Annotated in this window: 27 protein-coding genes and 1 pseudogene; 20 read left to right on the plus strand and 8 right to left on the minus strand. The window is 68.8% G+C overall.

Translation table 11 applies throughout. From position 1 onward, the window contains the following. Positions 1 to 78: 78 nt before the first annotated feature. The 3 genes and pseudogenes from LKD76_RS14065 to LKD76_RS14075 all read right to left on the minus strand — a co-directional run. Positions 79 to 594 (minus strand): annotated as a pseudogene (locus LKD76_RS14065) (shikimate kinase); the annotation flags it as partial. Positions 595 to 650: 56 nt separating this feature from the next. Then, positions 651 to 1,871: a chorismate synthase gene (aroC, locus tag LKD76_RS14070; RefSeq protein ID WP_227981774.1), complete on the minus strand. Its 1,221-nt coding sequence runs from the start codon at positions 1,869 to 1,871 to the stop codon at positions 651 to 653. A 44-nt stretch (positions 1,872 to 1,915) separates the two neighbouring features. Continuing rightward, positions 1,916 to 2,470 carry a prepilin peptidase gene (locus LKD76_RS14075; RefSeq protein WP_227981775.1) on the minus strand — a complete coding sequence of 185 codons (555 nt, stop codon included), beginning with the start codon at positions 2,468 to 2,470 and terminating at the stop codon, positions 1,916 to 1,918. A 165-nt stretch (positions 2,471 to 2,635) separates the two neighbouring features. On the opposite strand from LKD76_RS14075, the gene LKD76_RS14080 reads away from it, so the two are divergent. From LKD76_RS14080 to LKD76_RS14100, 5 genes are all read left to right on the plus strand, one after another. Next, positions 2,636 to 3,772, plus strand: coding sequence for a M24 family metallopeptidase (locus tag LKD76_RS14080; RefSeq protein WP_227981776.1), 1,137 nt, complete (start codon positions 2,636 to 2,638; stop codon positions 3,770 to 3,772). A 79-nt stretch (positions 3,773 to 3,851) separates the two neighbouring features. Continuing rightward, on the plus strand, positions 3,852 to 4,415 hold the full coding sequence (efp, locus tag LKD76_RS14085) for an elongation factor P (protein WP_227981777.1): 564 nt from the start codon (positions 3,852 to 3,854) through the stop codon (positions 4,413 to 4,415). A 108-nt stretch (positions 4,416 to 4,523) separates the two neighbouring features. Then, positions 4,524 to 5,024: a transcription antitermination factor NusB gene (gene nusB / locus LKD76_RS14090; RefSeq protein ID WP_227981778.1), complete on the plus strand. Its 501-nt coding sequence runs from the start codon at positions 4,524 to 4,526 to the stop codon at positions 5,022 to 5,024. After that, complete coding sequence (locus tag LKD76_RS14095) at positions 5,024 to 5,281, plus strand: YciI family protein (RefSeq protein ID WP_227981779.1); 258 nt, start codon at positions 5,024 to 5,026, stop codon at positions 5,279 to 5,281. Before nusB ends, LKD76_RS14095 begins: the two co-directional genes overlap by 1 nt. A gap of 104 nt (positions 5,282 to 5,385) precedes the next feature. Beyond that, positions 5,386 to 5,946, plus strand: a complete 561-nt coding sequence (locus LKD76_RS14100; protein ID WP_227981780.1) for an LppU/SCO3897 family protein — start codon at positions 5,386 to 5,388, stop codon at positions 5,944 to 5,946. A 13-nt stretch (positions 5,947 to 5,959) separates the two neighbouring features. Here LKD76_RS14100 and LKD76_RS14105 read toward each other — a convergent pair whose 3' ends face one another. Continuing rightward, positions 5,960 to 6,937, minus strand: coding sequence for a quinone oxidoreductase family protein (locus tag LKD76_RS14105; protein WP_227981781.1), 978 nt, complete (start codon positions 6,935 to 6,937; stop codon positions 5,960 to 5,962). Positions 6,938 to 7,024: 87 nt separating this feature from the next. Between LKD76_RS14105 and LKD76_RS14110 the strand changes: the two genes are divergently transcribed. Then, on the plus strand, positions 7,025 to 7,597 hold the full coding sequence (locus tag LKD76_RS14110; RefSeq protein ID WP_227981782.1) for a TetR/AcrR family transcriptional regulator: 573 nt from the start codon (positions 7,025 to 7,027) through the stop codon (positions 7,595 to 7,597). A gap of 69 nt (positions 7,598 to 7,666) precedes the next feature. Here the strand turns inward: LKD76_RS14110 and LKD76_RS14115 are convergent, their stop codons facing one another. Beyond that, on the minus strand, positions 7,667 to 8,818 hold the full coding sequence (locus tag LKD76_RS14115) for a serpin family protein (protein WP_227981783.1): 1,152 nt from the start codon (positions 8,816 to 8,818) through the stop codon (positions 7,667 to 7,669). Between the two features lie 295 nt (positions 8,819 to 9,113). Between LKD76_RS14115 and LKD76_RS14120 the strand changes: the two genes are divergently transcribed. Beyond that, positions 9,114 to 9,665 (plus strand): DUF4334 domain-containing protein, encoded by a 552-nt coding sequence (locus tag LKD76_RS14120; protein WP_227981784.1) that lies wholly within the window; start codon positions 9,114 to 9,116, stop codon positions 9,663 to 9,665. A gap of 6 nt (positions 9,666 to 9,671) precedes the next feature. On the opposite strand, the gene LKD76_RS14125 is transcribed toward LKD76_RS14120, so the two are convergent. From LKD76_RS14125 to LKD76_RS14135, 3 genes are all read right to left on the minus strand, one after another. Continuing rightward, positions 9,672 to 10,418, minus strand: a complete 747-nt coding sequence (locus tag LKD76_RS14125) for an HD domain-containing protein (RefSeq protein WP_227981785.1) — start codon at positions 10,416 to 10,418, stop codon at positions 9,672 to 9,674. A 62-nt stretch (positions 10,419 to 10,480) separates the two neighbouring features. Then, positions 10,481 to 11,107, minus strand: a complete 627-nt coding sequence (locus LKD76_RS14130; protein ID WP_227981786.1) for an alpha-ketoglutarate-dependent dioxygenase AlkB — start codon at positions 11,105 to 11,107, stop codon at positions 10,481 to 10,483. A gap of 73 nt (positions 11,108 to 11,180) precedes the next feature. Continuing rightward, positions 11,181 to 12,068 (minus strand): alpha/beta fold hydrolase, encoded by an 888-nt coding sequence (locus LKD76_RS14135; protein ID WP_227981787.1) that lies wholly within the window; start codon positions 12,066 to 12,068, stop codon positions 11,181 to 11,183. Positions 12,069 to 12,264: 196 nt separating this feature from the next. Here LKD76_RS14135 and pyrR point away from each other — a divergent pair, with 196 nt between their 5' ends. The 13 genes from pyrR (at position 12,265) to metK (ending at position 26,100) form a co-directional block, all read left to right on the plus strand. Continuing rightward, positions 12,265 to 12,900, plus strand: a complete 636-nt coding sequence (gene pyrR, locus LKD76_RS14140; protein ID WP_227981788.1) for a bifunctional pyr operon transcriptional regulator/uracil phosphoribosyltransferase PyrR — start codon at positions 12,265 to 12,267, stop codon at positions 12,898 to 12,900. Continuing rightward, positions 12,897 to 13,862: an aspartate carbamoyltransferase catalytic subunit gene (locus tag LKD76_RS14145; RefSeq protein WP_227981789.1), complete on the plus strand. Its 966-nt coding sequence runs from the start codon at positions 12,897 to 12,899 to the stop codon at positions 13,860 to 13,862. Before pyrR ends, LKD76_RS14145 begins: the two co-directional genes overlap by 4 nt. A gap of 106 nt (positions 13,863 to 13,968) precedes the next feature. Continuing rightward, positions 13,969 to 15,315, plus strand: coding sequence for a dihydroorotase (locus tag LKD76_RS14150; RefSeq protein ID WP_227981790.1), 1,347 nt, complete (start codon positions 13,969 to 13,971; stop codon positions 15,313 to 15,315). After that, complete coding sequence (locus tag LKD76_RS14155) at positions 15,315 to 15,839, plus strand: PH-like domain-containing protein (protein ID WP_227981791.1); 525 nt, start codon at positions 15,315 to 15,317, stop codon at positions 15,837 to 15,839. Before LKD76_RS14150 ends, LKD76_RS14155 begins: the two co-directional genes overlap by 1 nt. Continuing rightward, positions 15,836 to 16,954: a glutamine-hydrolyzing carbamoyl-phosphate synthase small subunit gene (gene carA / locus LKD76_RS14160; RefSeq protein WP_227981792.1), complete on the plus strand. Its 1,119-nt coding sequence runs from the start codon at positions 15,836 to 15,838 to the stop codon at positions 16,952 to 16,954. The genes LKD76_RS14155 and carA overlap by 4 nt, the downstream gene beginning before the upstream one ends. After that, a complete protein-coding gene (carB, locus tag LKD76_RS14165) occupies positions 16,954 to 20,298 on the plus strand; it encodes a carbamoyl-phosphate synthase large subunit (RefSeq protein WP_227981793.1) in 3,345 nt (1,114 codons plus the stop codon). Before carA ends, carB begins: the two co-directional genes overlap by 1 nt. 14 nt (positions 20,299 to 20,312) lie before the next feature. Next, entirely contained in the window at positions 20,313 to 20,690 is a 378-nt protein-coding gene (locus LKD76_RS14170) for a hypothetical protein (RefSeq protein WP_227981794.1), read from the plus strand. Next, on the plus strand, positions 20,687 to 21,511 hold the full coding sequence (pyrF, locus tag LKD76_RS14175; RefSeq protein WP_227981795.1) for an orotidine-5'-phosphate decarboxylase: 825 nt from the start codon (positions 20,687 to 20,689) through the stop codon (positions 21,509 to 21,511). The genes LKD76_RS14170 and pyrF overlap by 4 nt, the downstream gene beginning before the upstream one ends. 558 nt (positions 21,512 to 22,069) lie before the next feature. Beyond that, positions 22,070 to 22,390 (plus strand): integration host factor, actinobacterial type, encoded by a 321-nt coding sequence (gene mihF, locus LKD76_RS14180; RefSeq protein ID WP_030513994.1) that lies wholly within the window; start codon positions 22,070 to 22,072, stop codon positions 22,388 to 22,390. 7 nt (positions 22,391 to 22,397) lie between these two features. After that, positions 22,398 to 22,979 carry a guanylate kinase gene (gmk, locus tag LKD76_RS14185; RefSeq protein ID WP_227981796.1) on the plus strand — a complete coding sequence of 194 codons (582 nt, stop codon included), beginning with the start codon at positions 22,398 to 22,400 and terminating at the stop codon, positions 22,977 to 22,979. Between the two features lie 64 nt (positions 22,980 to 23,043). Beyond that, positions 23,044 to 23,319: a DNA-directed RNA polymerase subunit omega gene (gene rpoZ / locus LKD76_RS14190; protein ID WP_227981797.1), complete on the plus strand. Its 276-nt coding sequence runs from the start codon at positions 23,044 to 23,046 to the stop codon at positions 23,317 to 23,319. Between the two features lie 123 nt (positions 23,320 to 23,442). Next, the gene (gene coaBC, locus LKD76_RS14195) at positions 23,443 to 24,660 is read left to right on the plus strand and encodes a bifunctional phosphopantothenoylcysteine decarboxylase/phosphopantothenate--cysteine ligase CoaBC (RefSeq protein WP_227981798.1); all 1,218 of its coding nucleotides are present in this window, start codon (positions 23,443 to 23,445) and stop codon (positions 24,658 to 24,660) included. A gap of 225 nt (positions 24,661 to 24,885) precedes the next feature. After that, positions 24,886 to 26,100, plus strand: coding sequence for a methionine adenosyltransferase (metK, locus tag LKD76_RS14200; RefSeq protein WP_227981799.1), 1,215 nt, complete (start codon positions 24,886 to 24,888; stop codon positions 26,098 to 26,100). Positions 26,101 to 26,226: the final 126 nt, after the last annotated feature.

Genomic DNA, 26,226 nt, shown 5'->3' on the forward strand with positions numbered 1-26,226 from the left:
GGTGCGGGAGCGGCGGGAGGTGTTCTCGGCGCGCGACGGATCCGGTTGTGGCGCCGCGGGTTCGGTGGGTTCGACACCGAGTCTGGCCAGGATCGCGCGCACGACGCGGCCGGGGCTGCGGCCGTCGGTGCGGACGCGGATGGAGGCGACCTCGCGATAGAGCGGGCGCCGTACCCGCATGAGTTCGCGATACTTCGCGGCGGGATCGTCACCGTTGAGCAGGGGGCGATTCGTCGAGGCGCCGGTGCGCCGCAACCCCTCGGCGACACTGATCTCCAGATAGACCACCGTGCGACCGCGAAGCAGATCCCGGGTCGCCGCGGACAGTACGGCGCCGCCGCCCAGGGAGACGACGCCGTGCTCGGCCAGGATCGCCCGCCGTACGACCCGCTCCTCGATACGCCGGAACTCCGGTTCGCCGTCGGTGGCGAAGATATCGGGAATGGTGCGGCCGGTGTCCTCTTCGATCCCGGTGTCGGTGTCGTAGAGCGAAACATCCAGTTCGCGGGCGAGCTTGCGGCCGATGGTGGACTTACCCGCGCCCGGCGCACCGATGAGGATCACACTGGGCCTGCTGGGTTCGCTGCGGACGATCACGACGGCTGTCCCGGGCGCCGGACCCGGGCGGTGCCGTGCGCGGGATCAGCCATTCATGCCTCCGACGCCACGGCGCCCGGAATGTGCGGACGGGTGTGGACACGCTTCAGGTAGCTGGTGAGGTTGTCGACCGTTTCGGGCAGGGAATCACCGCCGAACTTCTCCAGTACCGCCTGGGCGACCACAAGGGCCACCATCGCCTCGGCCACCACACCCGCCGCCGGCACGGCACAGACATCGGAGCGCTGATGAATGGCCACGGCCGGTTCACCGCTGGCCATATCGACCGTCGACAGGGCGCGCGGGACCGTGGAGATGGGCTTCATCGCCGCCCGTACCCGCAAGGGTTCACCGTTGGTCATGCCGCCCTCGAGACCACCGGCGCGGTTGGTCGAGCGCAGCACGCCGTCGGGGCCCGGACGCATCTCGTCGTGAGCGGCGCTGCCGCGCCGGCGAGCGGTCTCGAAGCCGTCGCCGACCTCGACGCCCTTGATGGCCTGGATGCCCATCAAGGCCGCGGCCAGTCGCGAGTCCAGGCGCTGTTCGCCGCTCACGAACGAACCCAGTCCCACCGGCAGGCCGGTGACCACGACCTCCACTACACCGCCGAGGGTGTCGCCGTCTTTCTTGGCGGCCTCGATCTCGGCGATCATCGCGGTTTCGGCCTCGGGGTCGAAGGCACGGACCGGGCTGGCGTCGATGGTGTCGAGATCCGTGGCGGCCGGGACGAATTCGGGGCGCGCGGCCGCGGTGCCGATCGATACGACATGAGAGACCACATCGACGCCCAAGGCCTGGCGCAGGAACTGCCGCGCGACCGTTCCGGCGGCCACCCGCGCGGCGGTTTCCCGGGCGCTGGCGCGTTCGAGCACATTGCGGGCATCGTCGAAGCCGTACTTGAGCATGCCCGAGTAATCGGCGTGGCCGGGGCGTGGCCGCGTGAGCGGGGCGTTACGTGCCAGCTCCGCCAATTCGGCCTCGTCGACCGGATCCGCGGCCATCACCTCGGTCCATTTGGGCCATTCGGAGTTGGCGATCTCGATCGCGATGGGGCCGCCCATCGTGCGGCCGTGCCGGATACCGCCGATGACGGTGACCTTGTCGGCTTCGAACTTCATTCGCGCGCCTCGCCCGTACCCCAGCCGGCGACGCGCGAGTTGCGCGGCGATATCGGCCGAGGTCACCTCGACACCGGCCACCATCCCCTCGAGCATGGCGACGAGGGCGGGACCATGAGACTCTCCGGCAGTTATCCAGCGCAACACGACCTCCATCTTTCCACGTCACGACGTTTCCCCGGGAATCGGTATCCGCGCGCCTACAGCGTGGGCCACAGTGCCGCAACGGTAGCCAGGCACATCGCGGGTCCGTGCGGCACGGTGATCGGACCGGTGAGCACACGTCGGGCACACCTGGCGCGGCGGTGCCGAGACGGCCCGGCCCGCGCGAATTCGGCGGCCTCGACGTGGTGTGGGACCGGTGCCGCGGCCCACGCCCGATCGGTGATCCGGGCGGCGGCGAGGACACCGGCACCGGCGGCCGCAGTGAGGACGGGCGCGCCGATCGCGGCCCATACCCAGCAGGACGCGCCCCCGCATGCCGCCGCCGCGCCGGTGCCGAGGGCGAGTTTGACGTCACCGGCTCCACATGCGGCCGGAGCGGCCAGATGCACCAGCAGATACGGCACGGCGAGCACGATCGCGCCGCCGGCAGCGGCGCCGCCGTGGCCGGTGAGCGCGGCGATCGCGACGATCACCACCGGCGCGGGCAGCGTGAGCGCGTCGGGCAGGCGGCGCGACCGCAGGTCGACGGTGGTCAGGACCGCGCACCAGACGATGAGGACGAGATAGGCGATGAGGGGCACGGTATCCATCGTCGTTCGTCCCGGTTGGGCGCCGGTGGGCCCGAACGCCGAATGTGGACAACCGCAACGGTTGTGAACACGCGCCGGGTAACACGGCTTCGGCCCAGGCCCCGGCGCGGTCCTCCCGGTGACGGCGTGACGACCCCGCAATGTGGCAGTTGTAGCGTGACAGCCATGTCTGCACACGACGGTGCCCGGCGTCCCGACCACGCGGCGCGCAGGGCGGGGTTGCGAGACCTGTTGGTGGAGAACGGGGTCGATGCCCTGCTGGTCACCGATCTGGTCAATATCCGGTACCTGACCGGTTTCACCGGATCCAACGCCGCCCTGCTGGTGCACTCCTGGGACGGCACGCAGATGCGTGAGGACGGGGACCGGACCGTCATCTGCACCGACGGCCGCTACATCACGCAGGTCGGCGAGCAGGTGCCCGATGTGCGCGCCGAGATCGCCCGGGCCAGCGCGCGCCGCCTGGTCGAGCTGGCCGGGGAGTGGCAGATCGGGCGGGTGGGCTTCGAGAGCCACGTCGTCACCGTCGATCAGCATCGCGGTTTCGTGGATCAGGGCAGTGGCCTGCAATTCGTGCCCACGCCGGGACTGGTCGAACAACTGCGGACCGTCAAGGACGATTTCGAGGTCGATCGGCTGAGCACGGCGTGCGCGGCCGCGGATGCCGCGCTGGCCGCACTGCTCGAACGCGGCGGCCTGCGCCCGGGCCGCACCGAACGCCAGGTCGCGCGCGAGCTGGAATGGCTGATGTTCGAGCACGGCGCGGATGCCGTCGCGTTCGAGACCATCGTCGCCACGGGCGCGAATTCCGCCGTCCCGCACCATCGGCCGACGTCCGCGGTCCTGGCCGCCGGTGATTTCGTGAAGCTCGATTTCGGCGCCGTCGTCGACGGCTACCACTCCGATATGACCCGGACCCTGGTCCTGGGAGAACCCAGCGACTGGCAGCGCGAGATCTATCAGCTGGTCTACGAGTCGCAGCGGGCCGGTCGGGAGGCGCTGGCACCGGGAGTGCGCTGCGCCGATGTGGACGCGGCCTCGCGCTCGGTCATCGAGTCCGCTGGATACGGCGACCTGTTCGTGCACGGCCTCGGCCATGGAGTCGGGCTGCAGATCCACGAAGCGCCTCCGGTGGCCAAAACCGCGACCGGTACACTTCTGGATGGCGTGGCGGTGACCGTCGAGCCAGGTGTGTATTTCCCCGGCCGCGGCGGAGTTCGCATCGAGGACACGCTCGTGGTTCGCGCGGGGGGGCCGGAATTGCTCACCCACACCAGTAAAGACCTCACCGTGGTCGACTGACCTCGGTTGCCGAAATCGGCCGGCCCGCACGGCGCCGGCGCGGAACGTCGAAAAGTACTAACAAGGAGATCCGAGGACAGTGGCGGACACCAGCGACTTCAAGAACGGCCTCGTGCTGAAGATCGACGGTCAGCTTCAGCAGATCATCGAGTTCCAGCACGTCAAGCCGGGCAAAGGTCCCGCGTTCGTACGGACCAAGCTGAAGAACGTGCTGTCCGGCAAGGTGGTCGACAAGACGTTCAACGCCGGTGTGAAGGTCGAGACCGCGACCGTCGACCGCCGCGATATGACCTACCTGTACCACGACGGTTCCGATTACATCTTCATGGACAGCCAGACCTTCGACCAGATCGGCATCGACGAGAAGACCGTCGGCAAGGGCGCGGGCTTCCTGCTGGAGAACATGACCGTGCAGGTCGCCACCCACGAAGACGCGCCGCTGTACGTGGAGCTGCCGGTCACCGTCGAGCTCGAGGTGACCCACACCGAACCCGGCCTGCAGGGCGATCGCTCCAGCGCCGGCACCAAGCCCGCCACCCTGGAGACCGGCGCCGAGGTGCAGGTTCCGCTGTTCATCAACGTCGGCGACAAGCTGAAGATCGACTCGCGCGACGGTGGTTACCTGGGCCGGGTCAACGCCTGATCCGTCGGATCCACCGGCCGGGTGCCGGAACCATGGGCGGCGCGCGCGCATCGATGTTTCGATGACGCCCGCGCCGCCGTCGACACTGCGAACGGGATAATGGTGATCGTGGCTGATCAGCCCGTGGACAAGAAGTCCACCCACAAGAAGCTCGGTGCCCGGCACAAGGCTCGCCGGCGCGCCGTGGATCTGCTCTTCGAGGCCGAGGCCCGCGATATCGATCCGGCGGATCTGGTAGCGGACCGGCTGGAGCTGGCCGGACGCGACGAGCAGGTCGCACCGGTGAATCCGTATACCCGCACGCTGGTGGAGGGTGTGGCCGACGATCTGGACCGGGTCGACGCCACCATCGAGTCGTATCTGCAGGACTGGACACTGGAACGTCTGCCCGCGGTCGATCGCGCGATCTTGCGGGTGGCGGTATGGGAGTTGTTCCACGCGACCGACGTCCCGCCGGTGGTGGCGGTCGACGAGGCCGTGGAATTGGCCAAGGAGCTGTCCACCGACGATTCGCCCGGCTTCGTCAACGGTGTGCTCGGGCGCATCGTGACCGTCGCCGACCAGGTCCGCGCCGCCGCGGCGGCCACTCGCCGCGATAGCGGGGCGTGATGATCAAGTACCTCGTCCTGGCCATGCGCACCCCGGCCTGGTCCGATGCGGTGATCGAACCGCATCGGCAGTGGCTGGACACGGTGCGGGCAGCCGGGCAACTCGACAGCACCGGGCGATTCACCGACGGTAGCGGTGGCGCCTATCTGGTGCTGGCCGAAGATCTCACCGCCGCACGGGAATTGGTCTTCACCGATCCGATTCACACCACAGGCGCTTCCGAGTTGACCATTCACGAATGGGAGATCACGGGCTGACCGGCCACCCGGCGGAATTCGGACATTGCCGTCATTTCGGTTGTGGGTTTCGGCAACGCATGGGGTTCACTGTCCTGGTCAATTGACTGGAAAAGGTGGAACACATGCGGTTCGAATCGGCGTCGGCACGGAACGTGCTGCGTCTTCTCCCGGCGATCCTCGCGGCGGCGACGCTCGCGGCGACCGGGTGCTCGGCGGTCGAAAAGAGCGTCGACAGGGGAGTTCAGGTGGCGAAGGACCACAACAAGTCCGATACCGCCCGGGCCAAGGTCGGTGAGTGCATCAACGTGATCACCGCATCGGCCGTCGACTCCGACACCGAACCGGTGGCCTGCACTTCGGACAGGGCCGTCTACAAGGTCGCGCAGGTGCACGAGCAGAAGATCGAGTGCGCCGCCGACTACACCTCCTATGAGGAGACCCTCAACGGCCGCACGCTGGCCTACCTGTGCCTGGCCCCGAATTTCAAGCAGGGCCTGTGCTACGCCGAGTCGTCCATCAGTGGGTACAAGTTCGCTGACTGCGCGTCGTCGGAGGCCTGCTTCCGGGTCGCTCAGCGCATCGACGGGCAGTCCGATGAGAACCTCTGCGGCGCGGAATCCGACAGCGTGATCACGCTGTCGGATCCGCGGACGACGTTCTGCCTGGCGCAGCCGAAGTCCTGAAACGGCTTCCGCGTCAGACGGTTTCGGGGCGCAGGACGACGGTGCCCCGGGTCGCGCGGTCGTCGACCAGATGATGCGCCCGGGCCGCCTCGTCGAGGGGCAGCACACTGTCGATCAGCACCGTGAGGTCGCCGTCGGCCGCGAGGCGCAGGGCCGTGGCTCGTCGCGCGGCAACTCCGGCGAGCCACTGCGGCCCGGAGCATCCGATGAAGGTGAGCCCGCGCATGATCAGATCCGAAGCCGTCACCTGCGCGGGTGCGCCGGACAGCCAGCCGTAGCCGAGCATCCGGCCGTGCAGTGGGGTCATGAGATCCAGCAGCGCGGCCGCGGTGTCGCCGCCGATGGCGTCGAAGACCACGTCGAGGGTGGTATCGCCGAGGACCTCGGCGAGCCGCCGTGGCCAGTCCGGATCGCGATGATCGATGACCGTGTGGGCGCCCAGTTCGCGGGCGCGCTGGGTTTTGGCGGGACCGCCGGCGGTGGCGATGATGTGGCCCACGCCCGATCGTGCCGCGAGCTGAGTGAGATATCCGCCGATCCCCGTGGCCGCGGCCTGGATCAGCACGGTATCGGTACCCGTGAGTGCGGCGGTGTCGATCAGCGCCGAGGCGACCGAGCCGCTCATCGCCACCGCGGCGGCCGATGCGGCGTCGAGTCCGTCCGGTACCCGCACCGCGGATTCCGCTGGTGCGCACACCCGTTCGGCATAGGTGCCGAAGTCGTCGCGCGTCACCAGAACGCGATGTCCGATCAGGTCCGGGTCGACGTCCGCGGCGACGGCGATGACGATGCCGACGGCTTGCATGCCGAACACCGTCGGGGGCGGACTCGGCATCGGGAAGGCGCCGTTGCGCAACATGGTTTCCGGATACAGCACCGGAACCGCCTCGACCCGCACGAGTACCTCGCCCGGCCGCGGTTGCGGTTCGGGCATCTCCTGAGCGACGAGCACATCGGGTCCGCCGACCCCTGTCATTACGATTGCTTGCATCCCAACCTCATAAGTTGACCGATGGTCCAGATATCCTCGATAGGATATGGACCGACGGTCAACTTTGTCAACGAAATCGGAGATACCGTGGCCGAGCAGCGCAGAGAACGAGCCGATGCGGCACGCAACCGCCGCGCGATACTCGACGCGACGCGCACACTGCTGGCCGAGGGCGGCGCCGATGCGGTCACCATGGAGCGGGTCGCCGCGACCGCCGGGGTCGGAAAGGGAACGGTGTTCCACCGCTTCGGATCTCGCGCGGGGCTGCTGCAGGCGATGGTCGCCGAACCCGCCGAATCACTGCTGGCCCGGATCGCCGACGGGCCTCCGCCGCTCGGTCCCGGCGCCGCGGCGGCGGACCGGCTGCTGGCGTTCTTCGATGCGATGACCTCGATGATGGCCGCGAATGTCGAGTTGATGGCCGCCGCCTACCGCAGCGTCCCCCCGCATCCGCGCACCTCCGAATTCCATTCCGCCTGGGCCACCCACATCACCTCGCTGTTGGAGGAGGCGCGGCCCGATCTCGACGCCGCGGCGGTCGGCGGGCTGCTGTTCGGGATCCTGGGCACCGACTACGCGGTCACGGCGGTGCGCGAGGGGGAGGCCGAGCGCTTGCGGCATGCGGTCCGCCAGCTGGTGGAGTCGGTGGTCACCCGGTGATCAGCGGTCCCGCGACCGCACCGGTGGTCGCGGGGGCGTCGGTGCCGGCCCGCGAGGCGGCGCGAAGGTTCACGATCCGGGTGTCGCGACCCAGCCGGCCACGATCACCAGTCCGGTGGGGCGATGCACGGCGAGGAATCCGAACGGGCGATCGAAGCTCACCGCGACCTCGATGCTGCGGGTGGGCTTCGGTGGCATGCCGGTGGGAGCCATGACGACGGCGCTGACCGCCGCGGCATCGAACCCCTCGGCGGTGAAGCGAGCGCGGACGTGCTGGCCGGCGCCGCTGAGCGCCAGCGGTGTGGGCGACAGTCCGGGAAATCGATTGCCGGTCGTGACGGTGGCGGTACGCAGCCCGAACAGCGCCGGGACCTCGAGGAGGTCGTGTGCCGACCGGATGTCGAACGGCGGCAACTGGACCCGTAGCGCGTCGCCGATCGCGGTCACCTCCCGGACGAGTAGACCGGGACCGGTGCTGGCGAGTGTGATCGGCCGGGTCTCGACCGATCCGTCGAGTGCGTCCAGGCCCGCGGCGAGCACCGTGGCGGGTGTCCCCGGCGCGGGTGCATCCGGGCCGAGCAGCAGATGCACATCGAGATCGGCGGCGCCGCGCACCACCACCCGGGTCATCGGTGTCTCGGCGGTCAGCAGCGCGGCATTGCCGAGCGCGGTGTCGTATCGCGCCAAGGCCGGTCCCCGATGGCCGCGCCAGGGGCCGGTGGCCGGCTCGAGGACGTCGGCGTAGAAGGCGCTGGTCCACGGTGTCCGCGCGACGACCGCGGTGGCCACGGCCAGTGCGGCGGATCCGTCGATCTCGACCGGAAATCGGTCGATGAGACCATCGGTGTGCCGCACCGCCCACTCGTCGAGATCGGCGCGGCCGCGCAGTGCGGCCACCGTCGCCGGAGGCAGTGAGCGAATCCAGTTGTCGTCCAACGCGATGCCGTCACGAACCCATACGCCGAGCGCGGTGCGGACCGCGTCGGCGCCCTCGATGCGCGCGAGGAGGGTGCGCGCGGCCGGATGCGCCGAATCCGCCGAAACTCCGGCCGCCGTGGCGAGTTCGGTGCGAGTCGGCTCGGCCGCGACCGGTGCGAGCAAGGCGAGCAGCGGCCATACGCCGCAGCCGGACAGGACGAAATCGCCGGAACCGGCGGCCGCGCACCATTTTCGGGTGAGGTCGTTGGCGGCCGCGACGTCGGGGGCCAGGCTGGGCTGCATAATCGCCGAGCCTAGTTGCGGCCGGTCCCGGGCACGGGGGAGAAGGTGCGCCCCTGCCCGGGTGTACGTGGGCGGCAGGGGCGCGGCCGGATCGGGCGATCCGGAGGATCGGCCGGGTGACCGATCTGTGGACGAGTCTTGTTCCTCAACCGCACTCGAGGTCCAGGGGGAGCGGTGTGGTCTGCGTCACCTCTGGCCGAAAGTGCGTTTTCGTGGCCGGAGGTGTTGAGGACCGCCGCCGGGATCTGTGACATCCTTCCGACGCGAACGCTCGCACGATATCGAGGAGGCAGGGATGGCTGGGGCCGGTACGGCTCGCCTGGCGGAGCTGAGCGCGGGACGCGCGACGGTGGAACAGGCCTGGCAGTTGTACGACAGCTTGCCCGCGGTCGCGGTGTCGGAGATCATCACCGGCCGCTGGACCGGCGCCGAGCTGGACACCGGACATCCCTGGGCCGGGGTGCTCGTGGAATCCGGCTGGTACGGAAAGCAATTCGACTCACCCGACGAGGTTCAGCCGCTGCTGTTCGCGGGTCCCGACGGGCAGGTGTTCGGGGTCGACCCGCGCCGCGTGCCGCTCGGTCTCGCGGGCTGGTTTCCGACGGCCGGATTCCGTGCGGCCCGGCGCATGCTGCCGGCGTTGCGCCCGCTGCTGCGGACCGGGCGCGGGCGTGCGCGCCTGCGCGATATCGAGTACCGCGGCAAGGTCGGTGCGGCGATGATCTACGACCACCTGCCGATCATCGACATCTTCCGGCGCGTGGACGACGACACTCTGCTCGGTGTGATGGATATGCGCGGTATGGACGACCCGTACTTCTTCGTCCTGCGTCGCGAGCGGGCCTGAGCCCGCTCAGTCGTCCTCGCCGGCCAGAATGGCGTCGAAGCGCGTATCCGCGGTATCGAGTTGGTCGAGGATGTGTTGCTTGACATGTGCGGCCAGCGGTGTGTCCGCCCGGGTGATCAGATCCCGGTAGACGCCGGTCAGGGGCCGGTATTTGGTCGCGAGCTTGTACATGACGGCTTGCTGGTCGGCATAGAGGATGCCCACACCGTTGTCGGTGAAGTCCGAGATCTTCACCACCCTGGCCCATGGGTCGCGTTCGAGTGACGCGGCGACATGTTCGCGGTACCGGATATGGCGGTCCTCGCCGGGTTCGCGGGCCGGGTTGGTCACCGCCGCGACAAGATTCGCCACTCGCGTGCCGAACTGCTCGCTCAGCAGCGCGAGGGCGGCCGCCGTCTGGTCATCGGGAGCGGCCGAGGGAACGGTGCCGTGCCGAGCGGCGAGTTCGGATGCGTGATCTTCGACGGCATCGTGCAGCAGACCCGCCAGTACGAGATCGGTGTCGTGGACCTCGTAGTGACTGACGATGCGGATGGCGACCCGCAGCAGATGATTGAGATACGGTTCGCGGCCGTAGGTGTCGTCGCGATGGAGATCGGCGGCGAAATCGAGTGCGGCCGAAACCCGTTCGGGATCGGGAAGTTTGCGTTCCGATTCCAGTAGTAGTCGCTGCCGCAGGCCGCTCTCGCCGTGCACATCGCTGAGCGTGTGCAACGGCATGGCCGCCAGGATTCCCGCCCCGATCGAGTTCATCGGCCCAATGTAGCGGGGCCGGGTGACAGCCCGGTGCCAACGGCAGGGGAGTCCGCGAGATATCAGTGCACGCCGCGGGGGCGGAACTGGATACTGATCCTCGGGCCCACCGGGCGGCGCGTCTTCGGTACGGCGTGTTCCCAGGTGCGCTGGCACGATCCGCCCATCACGATCAGATCGCCGTGGCCGAGGTGATACCGGATGCTCGCGCCACCGCCGCGTGGGCGCAGCAGCAGTGCGCGCGGGGCGCCGATCGAAACGATGGCGACCATGGTGTCGTGGGTGGCGCCGCGACCGCCGGTATCGCCGTGCCAGGCGACGCTGTCGTTACCGTCGCGGTAGTAGCACAGGCCCGCCGTCCGGAACGGTTCGCCCAGTTCGGGGCCGTAATGCTCGCTCAGCGCCGTGCGGGCCCGCGGCAGGATCGGATCCGGCCACGGCTCGTGTTCGCCGTAGGAGCGCAGCAGCCGCGGCACATCGACCACGCGGTCGTACATCGGGCGCCGATCGGTACGCCACGGCACCCGGGTGGCGAGGCGGTCGAACAGTTCGTCGGCGCCGCGCAGCCAGCCCGGCAACAGATCCACCCACGCGCCGTCGGTGAGCCCGGTCCGGCGAAGTCCGGTCAGCGTCCCCACCTCGACCTCGCCGAAGCCGTCGAGCAGCGATTGTTGCAGCGGTGCGGACATGCGTTCGAATCTACGTTCTATCGAACATATGTTCAAGCATCGGCCGGTGTGGGCGTGTGTGGCCCGCCGAGTGTCAGGACCTGCCGGTGAGGTGGGCGCGTACGAAATCGACCACCGCATCGGAGAATTCGTCGTTGACGTCACTGGCGGCCGTGTGTGCGGCGCCGGTGATCTCGACGTACTCCAGCTGCGGGACCAGGGCCCGGAAATCCGCGACACCCTGTTCGCTGACCACATCCGACAGTCGCCCCCGCACCAGCAGTACCGGGATGTCCAGGGCCCGCGCGGCGTCCTCGAGGTCGCTGGTCTGCAGTTCGATGTCCTCGGGGCGGCTCGACATCATCGCCGGATCCCAGTGCCAGTACCACCGGCCGTCCTCGCGCCGGCGGAGATTGCGGCGCAGACCGTCCGGATTGCGCGGGCGGGGGCGGTGTGGCAGATATTCCGCGACCGCGTCCGCGGCCTCGTCGAGTGAGGCGAACCCCTCGGGGTTGCCGCCGAGGAAGTTGAGCACGCGCTCGACCCCCTTGTGCTCGGGGCGCGGCACGACATCGACCAGTACGAGTCCGGCGATCCGCTCGTGTCCAGGTCGCGCGGTCGCCAGTAGGGCGGTCAGGCCGCCCATGCTCGCGCCGACCACGATGGCCGGCCGATCCAGTTCGGCGAGGATGCCGAGCAGATCGGCGGTCATCGCCTCGCGCGAATAGTCGCCGCCGGGTGCCCAGTCGCTCTCGCCGTGTCCGCGAGCGTCGAGCAGGATCGCGTGCATCCCCACCTTGGCCAGCGCGGCCCCGGACTCCTTCCAGGAGTGCCGGGTCTGACCGCCGCCGTGCAGGAAGACCGCCAGCGGGCCGTCGGCCGGTCCCCAGCTCTCCCCGGACAGGGTGATTCCGCCGTGGCCCCGGAAGGAGATCCGGCGAGGTTCGGTGAAGTCGGCTTCGTTGCTCACGCCTTCGAGCATCCCACATTCGGTTTACGCTGTATGAAATGGTCCGGTGACCGAGACGACCGGGCGGATCATGCGCGGACATCTTCGCAGGTGGCGGGGCTCACAGCGGGACCCCCGCCGCTGGGGGCGCCGGGCGCCGCTGCTAGGCTCTGGCATCGACAAGACATCCTTTAACGGACCGTCCGGCGAGGCGGGGAAGGAGGTCGGCATGGCTGTGCCCGAGGACCGGGCCGCCAGGTCGAGTGCTGCCGAATATTCGCAGCGGCACGACCCCGATTGGGTCGAGGCCGGCCGCGAGCTGCTGTCGGCGTCCGATGTCGGCCGCACGATCGCGCGCATGGCGCATCAGATCATCGAGAAGACCGCCCTGGATTCCGCCGATCCGGAGGCTGCCCGGGTGGTTCTCATCGGAATCCCGACCCGCGGCACCACGCTCGCGGCTCGGCTGACCGAGCGCATCGAGGAGTTCAGCGGGGTGCGACCCGCACTCGGTTCGCTGGATATCACCCTGTACCGCGACGATCTACGCAATCGCCCGCACCGTCCGCTCGAGCGGACCTCGGTGCCCGAGGGCGGTATCGACGACGCGCTGGTGGTCCTGGTCGACGACGTCCTGTTCTCCGGCCGCAGCGTCCGTTCCGCGCTGGACGGTCTGCGGGACCTGGGACGCCCGCGCGCGGTGCAGCTGGCGGTGCTGGTCGACCGCGGACATCGCGAACTGCCCATCCGCGCCGACTACGTCGGCAAGAACGTACCCACGTCCCGTAGCGAGGACGTCTCGGTGTTGCTGACCGAACACGACGGCCACGACGGGGTCTATCTACATCAGGGGGAGCAGCGGTGAGGCATCTGCTGTCGGTTACCGACCTCGACCGCGCCACCGCCACCGAACTGCTCGACGACGCACAGCGTTTCGAACAGGCGCTGCTCGGCCGCGAGGTGCGCAAACTGCCCACGTTGCGTGGGCGCACGGTGATGACGGTGTTCTTCGAGAATTCCACCCGCACCCGGGTCTCGTTCGAGGTCGCGGGCAAGTGGATGAGCGCCGACGTGATCAATGTCAGCGCGTCGAGTTCCTCGGTGTCCAAGGGGGAATCGCTGCGCGACACCGCGCTGACCCTGCACGCGGCCGGCGCCGACGCGCTGATCGTGCGGCATCCCGCCTCGGGTGCGGCCCATCAGATCGCCCGGTGGTTCGGTGAGCTGGACGCCGGAGCGGGTGGTTACACCGGCACCGGTCCGGCGGTGATCAACGCCGGTGACGGTATGCACGAACATCCCACTCAGGCGCTGCTGGACGCGCTGACCCTGCGTCAGCGTCTGGGCGATCTGGCCGGTAAGCGCGTCGTCATCGTCGGCGATATCCTGCACAGCCGCGTGGCTCGCTCGAACGCGTTCCTGCTCGACATCCTGGGTGCCGAGGTCGTGCTGGTCGCACCGCGCACGCTGTTGCCGGTCGGGGTCGAGCAGTGGCCGGTTCAGGTCTCGCATTCACTGGACGCGGCGCTGCCCGGCGCGGACGCGGTGATGATGCTGCGGGTGCAGGCCGAGCGGATGAACGGTGGCTTCTTCCCGTCGGCGCGCGAGTACTCGATCGCTTACGGGCTCAACGAGCGGCGCATGGCGCTGCTCGACAACGATGCCGTGGTCCTGCATCCGGGGCCGATGCTGCGCGGTATGGAAATCTCCGCGGCGGTGGCCGATTCGCCCCGGGCCGCGGTACTGCAGCAGGTCACCAATGGTGTGCACATGCGGATGGCGGTGCTGTTCCGGCTGCTCGTCGGCGCCGGGGAGGCGGTCGCGTGAGCGGGTCGGGGCCGATGGCGGCGGCGTATGTGATCACGCGAGTCCTCGCTCGTGTGTCTCGGCACCGCGTGCGTGGCTTTGGTTTCGATCGGGAAGGTGAGGGCGCGTGAGCGATCTGGTCATCCGAGGTGTTCGGCCCTACGGTGAGGGCGAGCCCGTGGACGTGCTGGTCCGTGACGGTGTCATCGTCGCGCTGGGCGCGGCGGATTCCGGTGCGGCCGCGGTCGACGGGGTGCCCGTCGCGGCGGACGCCGAGGTGCTCGACGCGGGCGGTCACATCCTGCTGCCCGGCTTCGTCGATCTGCACACCCATCTGCGCGAACCCGGTCGCGAGGATACCGAGACCATCGAATCGGGTTCGGCCGCAGCGGCATTGGGCGGCTACACCGCGGTGTTCGCGATGGCCAACACCGATCCGGTCGCCGATACGGCGGTGGTGACCGACCACGTGTGGCGGCGCGGGCGGGAGGTCGGCCTGGTCGACGTCCACCCGGTCGGCGCGGTGACGGTCGGGCTGGCGGGCAAGCAGCTGGCCGAGATGGGCACCATGGCCGCCGGTGAGGCGCGGGTGCGGGTCTTCTCCGACGACGGCAAATGCGTCTACGACCCGCTGATCATGCGGCGGGCGCTGGAGTACGCGAAATCGCTGGATGTGCTGATCGCCCAGCATGCCGAGGAGCCGCGGCTGACCGAGGGCGCGATCGCGCACGAGGGTCCGAACGCCGCCCGGCTGGGCCTGGCGGGCTGGCCGCGCGCGGCCGAGGAGTCGATCGTGGCGCGCGACGCACTGCTGGCCCGCGACGCCGGCGCTCGCGTGCACATCTGCCACGCCTCCACCGCCGGCACCGTCGAGCTGGTGAAATGGGCCAAGGGACAAGGAATTTCGATCACCGCCGAGGTGACCCCGCATCACTTGCTGCTCGACGACTCCCGGCTCGAGACCTACGACGCGGTGAACAAGGTCAACCCTCCGCTGCGTGAGGCCGGTGACGCCCAGGCGCTGCGCCGGGCGATCGCCGAGGGGGTGATCGACTGCGTCGCCACCGACCACGCGCCCCATGCCGAACAGGAGAAGTGCTGCGAGTTCGCCGCCGCCCGTCCGGGCATGCTCGGTCTGGAGACCGCGCTGTCGATCGTCGTGGAGACCTTGGTGGCTCCAGGACTGCTCGACTGGCGTGGTGTGGCGCGGGTGATGAGTGAGAATCCGGCCCGCATCGCCGGACTCGACGATCAGGGCCGCCCGATCGCGGTCGGTGAACCGGCCAACCTGACGCTGGTCGACCCGGATACCTCGTGGACGGTGCGGGCCACCGAACTCGCCAGCATCTCCGGCAATACCCCCTACGAGGCGATGACCCTGCCCGCCAAGGTCACCGCCACTGTGCTGCGCGGGCGGATCACCTCCCGCGACGGTAAGGCGAACACCGCCCTGGCGGGGAGAGTGGGACCGTAATGGAGCGAGCGCTGTGGGTGATCGGGCTGGCGGCCCTGTTCGTACTGCTGCTGTGGCTGATGTACCGATCGTGGGTCGAGCGGGCGCGCAAGCAGGCGTCCTCGGTCGGGGAGTTGCCGCGGGTGCCCGGCGATCTGGGTGCTCAGGTGCTCGAGCCGACCACCGGCCTCTATACGGGGACCACGCTCGCGCCGAGCTGGCAGAACCGGATCGTGGTCGGAGATCTGGGGTTCCGGGCCACGGCGGAGCTGACTCGATTCGAGCGGGGGATTCTGCTGGAGCGCGACGGTGCGGAGGTGATCTGGATTCCGCAGGAGTCGATCACCGCGGTCCGCACCGAACGTGGCCACGCGGGCAAGGTGATGACCGACAATGGTGTGCTGGTTATTCGCTGGAAACTGCCGACCGGAACCGAGGTGGATACCGGGTTCCGCGGTGACGACAAGACGGTGTATCCGGCCTGGACGGCCACATCCGCGACCGGGAAGTCCGGCGCGGCGACGGAAGACGAGGTGAACGAATGAGCGACCGCGCCGCGGTGATGGTGCTCGAGGACGGAAAGGTGTTCCGAGGCCGGCGGTTCGGCGCCGAGGGGCAGACGCTCGGCGAGGCGGTGTTCTGCACCGCGATGACGGGCTATCAGGAGACCCTGACCGACCCCAGTTACCACCGCCAGATCGTGGTGGCGACCGCCCCACAGATCGGCAACACCGGCTGGAACGACGAGGACGACGAATCCGGCCGGATCTGGGTGGCCGGCTACGCGGTGCGTGACCCCGCGAAGCGGGCCTCGAACTGGCGGGCCACGACCACTCTGCAGGAGGAGCTCGAACGCCAGCACGTGGTCGGGATCGCCGGGATCGACACCCGCGCGCTGGTGCGTCATCTGCGCACCCGCGGATCGATGAAGGCGGGCATCTTCAGCGGTGACGCCGCGGCCGCCTCGGCCGAGGAACTGCTGGGCCGGGTCGCCGATCAACCGTCGATGCTCGGCGCCGATCTGGCCCGGGAGGTGTCCACCGAGGGTCTGTACACCATCGAGCCCGTGGGTGAGCACCGGTTCACCGTGGTCGCCGTCGACCTCGGTATCAAGACCAACACGCCGCGCATGTTCGCCGAGCGTGGGATGCGGGTGCACGTGGTCCCGTCGGGGGTGACGCTGGACCGGATCAAGGAACTGAAGCCCGACGGCGTGTTCCTGTCCAACGGCCCCGGCGACCCGGCCACCCAGGACGGTGCGGTGGAACTCACCAAAGCCGTGCTGGGCGAAGGGCTTCCGTTGTTCGGAATCTGCTTCGGCAACCAGATCCTGGGCCGCGCGCTGGGCCTGGGCACCTACAAGATGAAGTTCGGCCACCGCGGTATCAATGTCCCGGTCGTCGACCACAGCACCGGCGCGATCTCGATCACCGCGCAGAACCACGGCTTCGCCCTCGAGGGGGAGGCGGGCCAGCGGTTCGACACCCCGTTCGGCGCCGCCGAGGTCAGCCACACCTGTGCCAACGACGGCACCGTCGAGGGCGTGCGCCTGGTGGACGGCCGCGCGTTCTCGGTGCAGTACCACCCGGAGGCCGCCGCCGGACCGCACGATGCCGCCTATCTGTTCGACCGCTTCGCGGGTTTGATGGAGGAAGCCTGATGCCACGTCGTAACGACCTGCACCACATCCTGGTGATCGGCTCGGGCCCGATCGTCATCGGACAGGCCTGCGAATTCGACTACTCCGGTACCCAGGCGTGCCGGGTGCTGCGGTCGGAGGGCCTGCGGGTTTCGCTGGTGAACTCCAACCCGGCCACGATCATGACCGACCCGGAATTCGCCGACTCCACCTACGTCGAGCCGATCACGTGGGAATTCGTCGAGAAGGTCATCGCCGCCCAGAAGGCAAAGGGCGTGCCGATCGATGCTGTTCTGGCCACCCTGGGGGGCCAGACGGCGCTGAACACCGCGGTCGCCCTGCACGAGAACGGCGTCCTCGACAAGTACGGCGTCGAACTGATCGGCGCCGACTTCGAGGCCATCCAGCGCGGTGAGGACCGGCAGAAGTTCAAGGACATCGTCGCCAAGGTCGGTGGCGAGTCCGCGCGGTCCAAGGTCTGCTACACCATGGACGAGGTCCGCGAGACCGTCGCCGAACTCGGCTTCCCGGTCGTCGTGCGGCCGTCGTTCACCATGGGTGGCCTGGGCTCCGGTATGGCCTACAACGACGATGATCTCGATCGCATCGCCGGCGGCGGACTGGCCGCCTCGCCGACCGCGAACGTCCTCATCGAGGAGTCCATCCTGGGCTGGAAGGAATACGAGCTCGAGCTGATGCGCGACGGCCGCGACAACGTGGTCATCGTCTGCTCGATCGAGAACGTGGACCCGATGGGCGTGCACACCGGTGACTCGGTGACCGTCGCCCCGGCCATGACCCTCACCGACCGCGAGTACCAGAAGATGCGCGATCTGGGTATCGCGATCCTGCGCGAGGTCGGCGTCGACACGGGCGGCTGCAACATCCAGTTCGCGGTCGATCCGCGCGACGGCCGCCTGATCGTCATCGAGATGAATCCGCGCGTCTCGCGGTCGTCGGCGCTGGCGTCGAAGGCGACCGGCTTCCCGATCGCGAAGATCGCGGCGAAGCTGGCGATCGGCTACACCCTCGACGAGATCGTCAACGACATCACCAAGGAGACCCCGGCCTGTTTCGAGCCGACCCTGGACTATGTCGTGGTCAAGGCGCCGCGATTCGCGTTCGAGAAGTTCCCGGGCGCCGACCCGACCCTGACCACCACGATGAAGTCCGTCGGTGAGGCGATGAGCCTGGGCCGCAACTTCTCCGAGGCCCTGGGCAAGGTGCTGCGCTCGCTCGAGACGAAGGCCACGGGCTTCTGGACCCAGCCCGACGGGCGCTGGACCGACACCGAGGAGATCCTCGCGGATCTGCGAGTGCCCACCGAGGGCCGGCTCTACCAGGTGGAGCGGGCGTTGCGGCTGGGTGCGAGCATCGAGAAGGTCGCCGACGCCTCCGGCATCGACCCGTGGTTCGTCGCGGAGATCGCCGGACTGGTCGAACTGCGCGAGGAGATCGCGCAGGCGCCGGTACTCGACGAGGCACTGCTGCGCTACGCCAAGTACAACGGCCTGTCCGATCGTCAGATCTCGGTGCTGCGGCCGGAGCTGGCCGGGGAGAACGGCGTTCGTGAGCTGCGGCACCGGCTCGGCATCCGGCCGGTGTACAAGACCGTGGACACCTGCGCGGCCGAATTCGAGGCCAAGACCCCGTACCACTACTCGACCTACGAACTCGATCCCGCCGCCGAGTCCGAGGTGGCCCCGCAGCCCGATCGCGAGAAGGTGATCATCCTCGGATCCGGTCCCAATCGCATCGGCCAGGGCATCGAATTCGACTACTCGTGTGTGCACGCGGCGCAGACGCTGTCGGAGGCCGGCTACGAGACCGTCATGGTCAACTGCAACCCGGAGACGGTGTCCACCGACTACGACACCGCCGATCGCCTCTACTTCGAGCCGCTGACCTTCGAGGACGTCCTCGAGGTGTACCACTCGGAATCGGAGTCGGGCCGGGTCGCCGGTGTGATCGTGCAGCTGGGCGGACAGACGCCGCTGGGTCTGGCGCAGCGGCTCACCGACGCCGGGGTGCCGGTGGTCGGAACTTCCGCGGAGGCGATCGACCTGGCCGAGGACCGCGGCGAATTCGGACGCGTGCTGGTCGCGGCCGGTCTGCCCGCGCCCAAGTACGGCACCGCCACGACATTCGAGCAGGCCAAGGAGATCGCGGCCGGAATCGGATATCCGGTGTTGGTCCGCCCGTCCTATGTGCTGGGCGGGCGCGGTATGGAGATCGTCTACGACGAGTCCTCACTCGAGGGCTACATCTCCCGCGCCACCGAACTGAGCCCCGAACATCCGGTGCTGGTCGACCGCTTCCTCGAAGACGCCATCGAGATCGACGTCGACGCCCTGTGCGACGGCGAGGAGGTCTACCTCGGCGGGGTCATGGAGCATATCGAGGAGGCCGGTATCCACTCCGGTGACTCGGCCTGCGCGCTGCCGCCGATCACCTTGGGGCGCAGCGATATCGAGTCGGTGCGCCGCTCGACCGCGGCGCTGGCCAAGGGCATCGGGGTCAAGGGCCTGCTGAACGTGCAGTACGCCCTCAAGGACGATGTGCTGTACGTGCTCGAGGCCAATCCGCGTGCCAGCCGGACGGTTCCGTTCGTATCCAAGGCCACCGGCGTGCAGCTGGCCAAGGCCGCCGCGCGGGTCATGCTGGGCACCAGCATCGCCCAGCTGCGCAAGGAGGGCATCCTGCCGGCCGAGGGCGACGGCGGGCACGCGCCGATGGACGCCCCGGTCGCGGTCAAGGAAGCGGTACTGCAGTTCCACCGCTTCCGCCGCCCGGACGGGACCGGTGTGGATTCGCTGCTCTCGCCGGAGATGAAGTCCACCGGTGAGGTGATGGGTATCGACACCGATTTCGGTACGGCCTTCGCCAAGAGTCAGTCCGCGGCCTACGGCTCGCTGCCGACCGAGGGCACGGTGTTCGTGTCGATAGCCAATCGTGACAAGCGCGCGATGGTCTTCCCGGTCAAGCGTCTGCACGATCTGGGATTCCGGATCCTGGCCACCGAGGGCACCGCGGAGATGTTGCGGCGCAACGGAATTCCGTGTGAACGAGTGCGCAAGCACTCGGAGCCGGAGCCGGCGGAGGGGCGCGAGGACACCGCGCCGACGCCGTCGATTGTCGATCAGATCAAGGACGGTGAGATCGACATCGTGTTCAACACGCCATACGGTAACTCCGGGCCCCGCGTCGACGGCTACGAAATTCGTACCGCGGCAGTGGGCGCCAATATTCCGTGCATCACCACGGTGCAGGGTGCGGCCGCGGCCGTACAGGGCATCGAAGCAACCATCAACGGCGGTATCGGGGTGCGCTCATTGCAGGAGCTGCACGCCGTATTGCGCGGCTGAGAGAGAGGGAGACCGTGGGAGCCATCGGTTTCGGTGCGGGAGTCCGGCCCCCGGGAGCGGGCCGGGCGGCGTCTCGGCGGACGCGAGGTTTCGTCGCCGGGGAGGTCGCGCCGCCCGGTGGCGGCGACATCCGCCGGATGCGCAAGGTCGGCGGCTACAGCACCGTCGGTTTCCGGGCGATTCCGCCGATGGGCCGGAAGCCGGCGCCGGATCCGGACGAGGTCGACGCCGAGGCGCTGACCGACGCGCTCCTGGCCCGCGCGGACGAGGTCCTCGCACGGGCCGACGAGGTCCTCGCCGGCGCCGAGGGGTGCCCGCCCGAGGGCGGCGACGACGCGCCTCCGCCGGCGCATTCGGGTGACGAGCTGGCGGGTGCCGGAGCGAGCCGGTGACGCCGTTCGGCGAACGACTGGCGCTGGCGATGGGCCGGTTGGGCCCGCTGTGCGCCGGCATCGATCCACATCCGCAACTCCTGCGCGCGTGGGGACTCGGTGAGAACGTCGAGGGCCTGAAACGGTTCGCGGACACCTGCGTCGAGGTATTCGCGGGCCGGGTGGCGCTGGTGAAGCCGCAGGTGGCGTTCTTCGAGGAGTACGGATCCGGCGGGATCGTCGTCCTCGAGGACATCATCGCCGCACTGCGGTCCGCCGGCACGCTGGTCCTGGCCGACGCCAAACGCGGGGATATCGGATCGACGATGGCCGCCTACACCCGCGCTTGGCTGGGTGACGGCCCGCTGGCCAGCGATGCGGTGACGGTATCGCCGTACCTCGGATTCGGCTCGCTGGCACCCGCGCTCGACGCCGTGCGGGCCGCCGGGCGCGGGGTGTTCGTCCTGGCCGCCACCTCCAATCCGGAGGCCGCCCAGCTGCAGCGCATCACCGCGCCCGACGGTCGCAGTGTCGCCCAGCTCATGATCGACGAGGCGGCCGCGTGCAACGCCGGGGCCGAGTACGGCTCGGTGGGCGTCGTGGTCGGCGCGACCCTCACCGAACCCGTGGATGTGAGCAAGCTCAACGGTCCGATCCTGATGCCCGGTGTGGGTGCGCAGGGCGGGGGACCGGAAACGATTCGCGCGTTGATCCCGGCCGGGCAGCTGGCCTCCGTGGTGCCCAACGTCTCGCGGGAGCTCCTCGATTGCGGTCCGTCGGTCGCCGCGATGCGTACGAAGATGCTCAAGCTCGCCGACGAGTTCGCCTTCCTGCAGTCCTGATCCTTCGCGCTCGAAGTCCCGGTCGCCACGCACTGCGTGGCGACCGTTCGGTTTGTGTCAGCGGCCCGTTCGCGCGCCGCGGATCCGTCGTGCGCGCATGGAGTTACACCCTCGTATTTTTCCGGCTCAGCGGCCATTCCGGGACCCGCTACGGGCCGTTCCAGTTCGTCGCCGACTCGTTGCGGACGGAGCCATCCGAGGCGACCGAAACGCGACACGCAGATGCGAAAATGTGCGACACGCGGAGAATTTTCAGAAAGTTCCAGGTCGCGCGATTACGGGTCGGTTACGGCCGCTTCCGGTCGGGTGCGATTCCCTCGCCGAACCCGGCGGGATCGCGAAAACCGCAGGCCACGGGCCTGCTTGTGGATTCGCTCACGTGGTCTCGGCCACCGGGCCGATTCCATGCTCCGACCGGCCCGGGAACGGCGCCGAATGCTCGAATCGGGCGCTGACCTGGGGGGTGGGTTCGCAATCGGCGAGCCGCGTGGGTACGGTCGCTGAGACCACCGGGTTACCGGAGGTAGATCTAGCAATGAACGATGAGACGGAGGAACCGTGGCCCTTCCCCAGCTGACTGACGAGCAGCGCGCCGCTGCTTTGGAGAAGGCGGCTGCCGCTCGCCGCGCTCGGGCAGAGCTCAAGGAGCGCTTGAAGCGTGGCGGCACTGACCTGAAGACGGTCCTGAAGGACGCCGAGACCGATGAGGTCCTCGGCAAGATGAAGGTATCCGCGCTGCTGGAGGCCCTGCCCAAGGTCGGCAAGGTCAAGGCGGCCGAGATCATGAGCGAGCTGGAGATCGCGCCGACCCGCCGACTGCGGGGCCTGGGCGACCGGCAGCGTAAGGCGCTGCTGGCGAAGTTCGACTTCGAAGCCTGATCCGAGGGTGGTCGAACACACTCAGAAGGGTCGGCTGGTTGTACTGGTCGGCCCCTCGGCCGTAGGCAAGTCCACCGTGGTCCGTTGTGTCCGGGAACGACTGCCGGAACTGGTTTTCAGTGTGTCGGCCACCACCCGGGCCCCTCGGCCCGGTGAGGTCGACGGCCGTGACTACCGGTTCGTGACCCGTGCCGACTTCGACGCCATGATCGAAGACGGCGAACTCCTCGAATGGGCCGATATCCACGGCGGCCTGCAACGGTCGGGAACCCCGGCCGCACCGGTGAAGGCGGCTCTCGCCGCCGGGAAACCGGTTCTGGTGGAAGTGGACCTCGCCGGCGCCCGCTCGGTACGAGCGGCGATGCCCGAGGCACTGCTGGTCTTTCTGGCCCCGCCCAGCTGGGACGAACTCGTCGCCCGGCTCACCGGCCGCGGTACCGAATCACCCGAGGTGATCGAGCGCAGGCTGGCCACCGCGCGGACCGAACTCGCCGCCTGTGACGAGTTCGACATCGTGATCGTGAACGACGACGTGACAACGGCATGTGAGCAGTTGGTATCGTTGTTCGTTAGCACAAAATCGAGATGAGCGCGGGCGATCCGCGCGCACGTCCCGAACCGCAACTCCCCATCGACCCGCAGGAGCCTCCTCAGTGAGCGACATCAAGACCGTGCCCGCCTACGACACCCCGGTCGGCCTCACCAACCCGCCGATCGACGAGTTGCTCGCGCGCACGTCGTCCAAGTACGCGCTGGTCATCTACGCCGCGAAGCGGGCGCGTCAGATCAACGACTACTACAACCAGCTCGGCGACGGCATCCTCGAGTACGTGGGTCCGCTGGTGGAGCCGGGTCTGCAGGAGAAGCCGCTGTCGGTGGCGATGCGCGAGATCCACTCGGACCTGCTGGAACACACCGAGGGCGAGTGACACCCCCGCCACGGTGCTCGCGACGGGCCCGGAGGCGGCGGCCCGCGTAACCCCGGAGGGCGCCGCGAGGACCGCCATCGGCGCAGTCGCCGCCCCTCCACCGGACGAAGAGGCTTGATTCAGATGCGAATCGTTGTCGGCGTGGGCGGCGGCATCGCCGCCTACAAGGCGTGCTCGCTGGTGCGCAAGTTCACCGAGACCGGGCACGATGTCCGGGTCATTCCCACCGAGTCCGCGCTGCAGTTCGTCGGTAAGGCCACCTTCGAGGCGCTGTCGGGCAATCCGGTGAACACCGGCGTCTTCGCCGATGTGCCCGAGGTGCCGCACGTACGCATCGGCCAGGAGGCCGATCTGGTGGTGATCGCGCCCGCGACCGCCGACCTGATGGCGCGCGCGGCGTCCGGCCGCGCCGACGACCTGCTCACCGCCACGCTGCTCACCGCGCGATGTCCGGTGTTGTTCGCTCCCGCCATGCACACCGAGATGTGGGAGCATCCCGCCACGAAGGCCAATGTCGCCGCGCTACGCGCGCACGGCTCCACCGTGATGGAGCCGGCCTCCGGGCGCCTGACCGGTGCCGATACCGGCCCGGGCCGGCTGCCGGAGCCCGAGGAGATCTTCACGCTGGCCTCGCTGCTGCTCGAACGCGCCGATGCGCTGCCCCGCGATCTCGAGGGCCGCCGGGTCGTCGTCTCCGCCGGTGGCACCCGTGAACCCCTGGACCCGGTTCGTTTCCTGGGTAATCGGAGCTCCGGGAAGCAGGGCTACGCGATGGCCCGGGTGGCGGCCCAGCGGGGCGCCCAGGTCGTGCTGATCGCCGGTAACACCATCGGCCTGGAGCCGCCGGCCTCGGTCGAGGTCGTGCACGTGACGACCGCGGAACAGATGGGTACAGCGGTCGACAAACACTCCGTCGGCGCCGACGCGGTCATCATGGCCGCCGCGGTCGCCGATTTCCGGCCGTCCAATGTGGCCGCGGCGAAGATCAAGAAGGGCGCGAACGAGCCGAACTCGATCGAGTTGACCAAGAATCGCGACATCCTCGCCGGACTGGTGCAGGCACGTCGCGACGGGCAACTCGCCGAGACCGCAATCGTCGGTTTCGCCGCCGAGACCGGCGACGAGCACGGTGATGTGCTGACCCACGCCAGGGCGAAACTGGCCCGCAAGGGTTGTGATCTGTTGGTGGTCAACGCCGTCGGCGACGGCAAAGCGTTCGAGGTCGACAACAACGACGGCTGGCTGCTCGGCGCCGACGGCACCGAACAATCGCTGGATCACGGTTCCAAAGCATTGCTGGCGAGCCGGGTGCTCGACGCGCTCGGACCGCTGTTGCGCTGAGCCGCAACCGTTTTCCGTCGCGGTGGGGATGCCGCGGCCCGCTCAGCGGAAGGATATCCGCGGCCGGTGCCGCACTGGGCCCGGCGGGCAAGTACCCCGGGTGGCGGTCTGCGGCCCAACCGTGGGAATGTTTGGAATAGTGTGAGGTAAAGGGTTGTGCGGTGACGCGATGCCGCTACTGTCGCATCCCGACATGAGAAACCCGTTGAGGGAGAGGGAACAACTGTGCGCACGTCCGGTAGCCGGCTATTCACGAGTGAGTCCGTCACAGAGGGTCACCCGGACAAGATCTGTGACGCGATCAGCGATTCCATCCTCGACGCCCTGCTCTCGCAGGACCCGCACAGCCGGGTCGCGGTCGAGACCCTGGTGACCACCGGTCAGGTGCATGTGGCCGGTGAGGTGACCACCGAGGCCTACGCCGATATCCCCACCATCGTGCGCGAGAAGGTGCTCGAGATCGGGTACGACTCCTCGGCGAAGGGCTTCGACGGCGCGTCCTGCGGCGTCAACGTCGCGATCGGCGCCCAGTCGCCCGATATCGCCCAGGGTGTGGACCATTCCCATGAGGCCCGCGTCGGTGGGTCCGACGACGAGATCGAACGTCAGGGTGCCGGCGACCAGGGTCTGATGTTCGGATACGCCACCAAGGAGACCCCCGAGCTGATGCCGCTGCCGATCGCGCTGGCGCATCGGCTGTCGCGGCGGCTGACCGAGGTCCGCAAGTCCGGCGTGCTGCCCTATCTGCGTCCCGACGGCAAGACCCAGGTCACCATCGAATACGAGGGTGACCGGCCGGTCCGGCTCGACACGGTGGTGCTGTCGACCCAGCACGCCGCCGATATCGACCTCGACAACCTGCTGGCTCCCGATATCCGGGAGAAGGTCGTGGACTCGGTCCTGGCCGATCTGGAGCTGCCCAACCCGCTCGACACCTCCGATATCCGCCTGCTCGTCAACCCGACCGGCAAGTTCGTGCTCGGGGGCCCGATGGGTGATGCGGGTCTGACCGGTCGCAAGATCATCGTCGACACCTACGGCGGTATGGCCCGCCACGGTGGCGGCGCGTTCTCCGGTAAGGATCCGTCGAAGGTGGACCGCTCGGCCGCCTACGCCATGCGCTGGGTCGCCAAGAATGTGGTCGCGGCCGAACTCGCGGAACGGGTCGAGGTCCAGGTCGCGTACGCGATCGGCAAGGCCGCGCCGGTGGGGCTGTTCGTCGAGACCTTCGGTACCGAGAAGGTCGATCCGGACCGCATCTCGAAGGCGATCAGCGAGGTCTTCGATCTGCGCCCGGGCGCCATCATCCGCGATCTGGACCTGCTGCGGCCGATCTACGCGCCGACCGCCGCCTACGGTCACTTCGGCCGCACCGATGTGGACCTGCCCTGGGAGCGCACCGACCGCGCCGACAAGTTGCGCGCGGCCGCCGGTCTCTGAGCCGGTCCGCGCCTGCCTTGGCGGAAGCGGCGAGCCTGACGGCGTCCTCCGTCGCGACGGAGGACGCCGGGTGCGTGCCCGGACCTTCGCCGTCACCGGCATTGTCCGCGGAATCCCCTGTGGGAG

Source organism: Nocardia spumae, from assembly GCF_020733635.1.
Taxonomy (GTDB): Bacteria; Actinomycetota; Actinomycetes; order Mycobacteriales; family Mycobacteriaceae; genus Nocardia; species Nocardia spumae.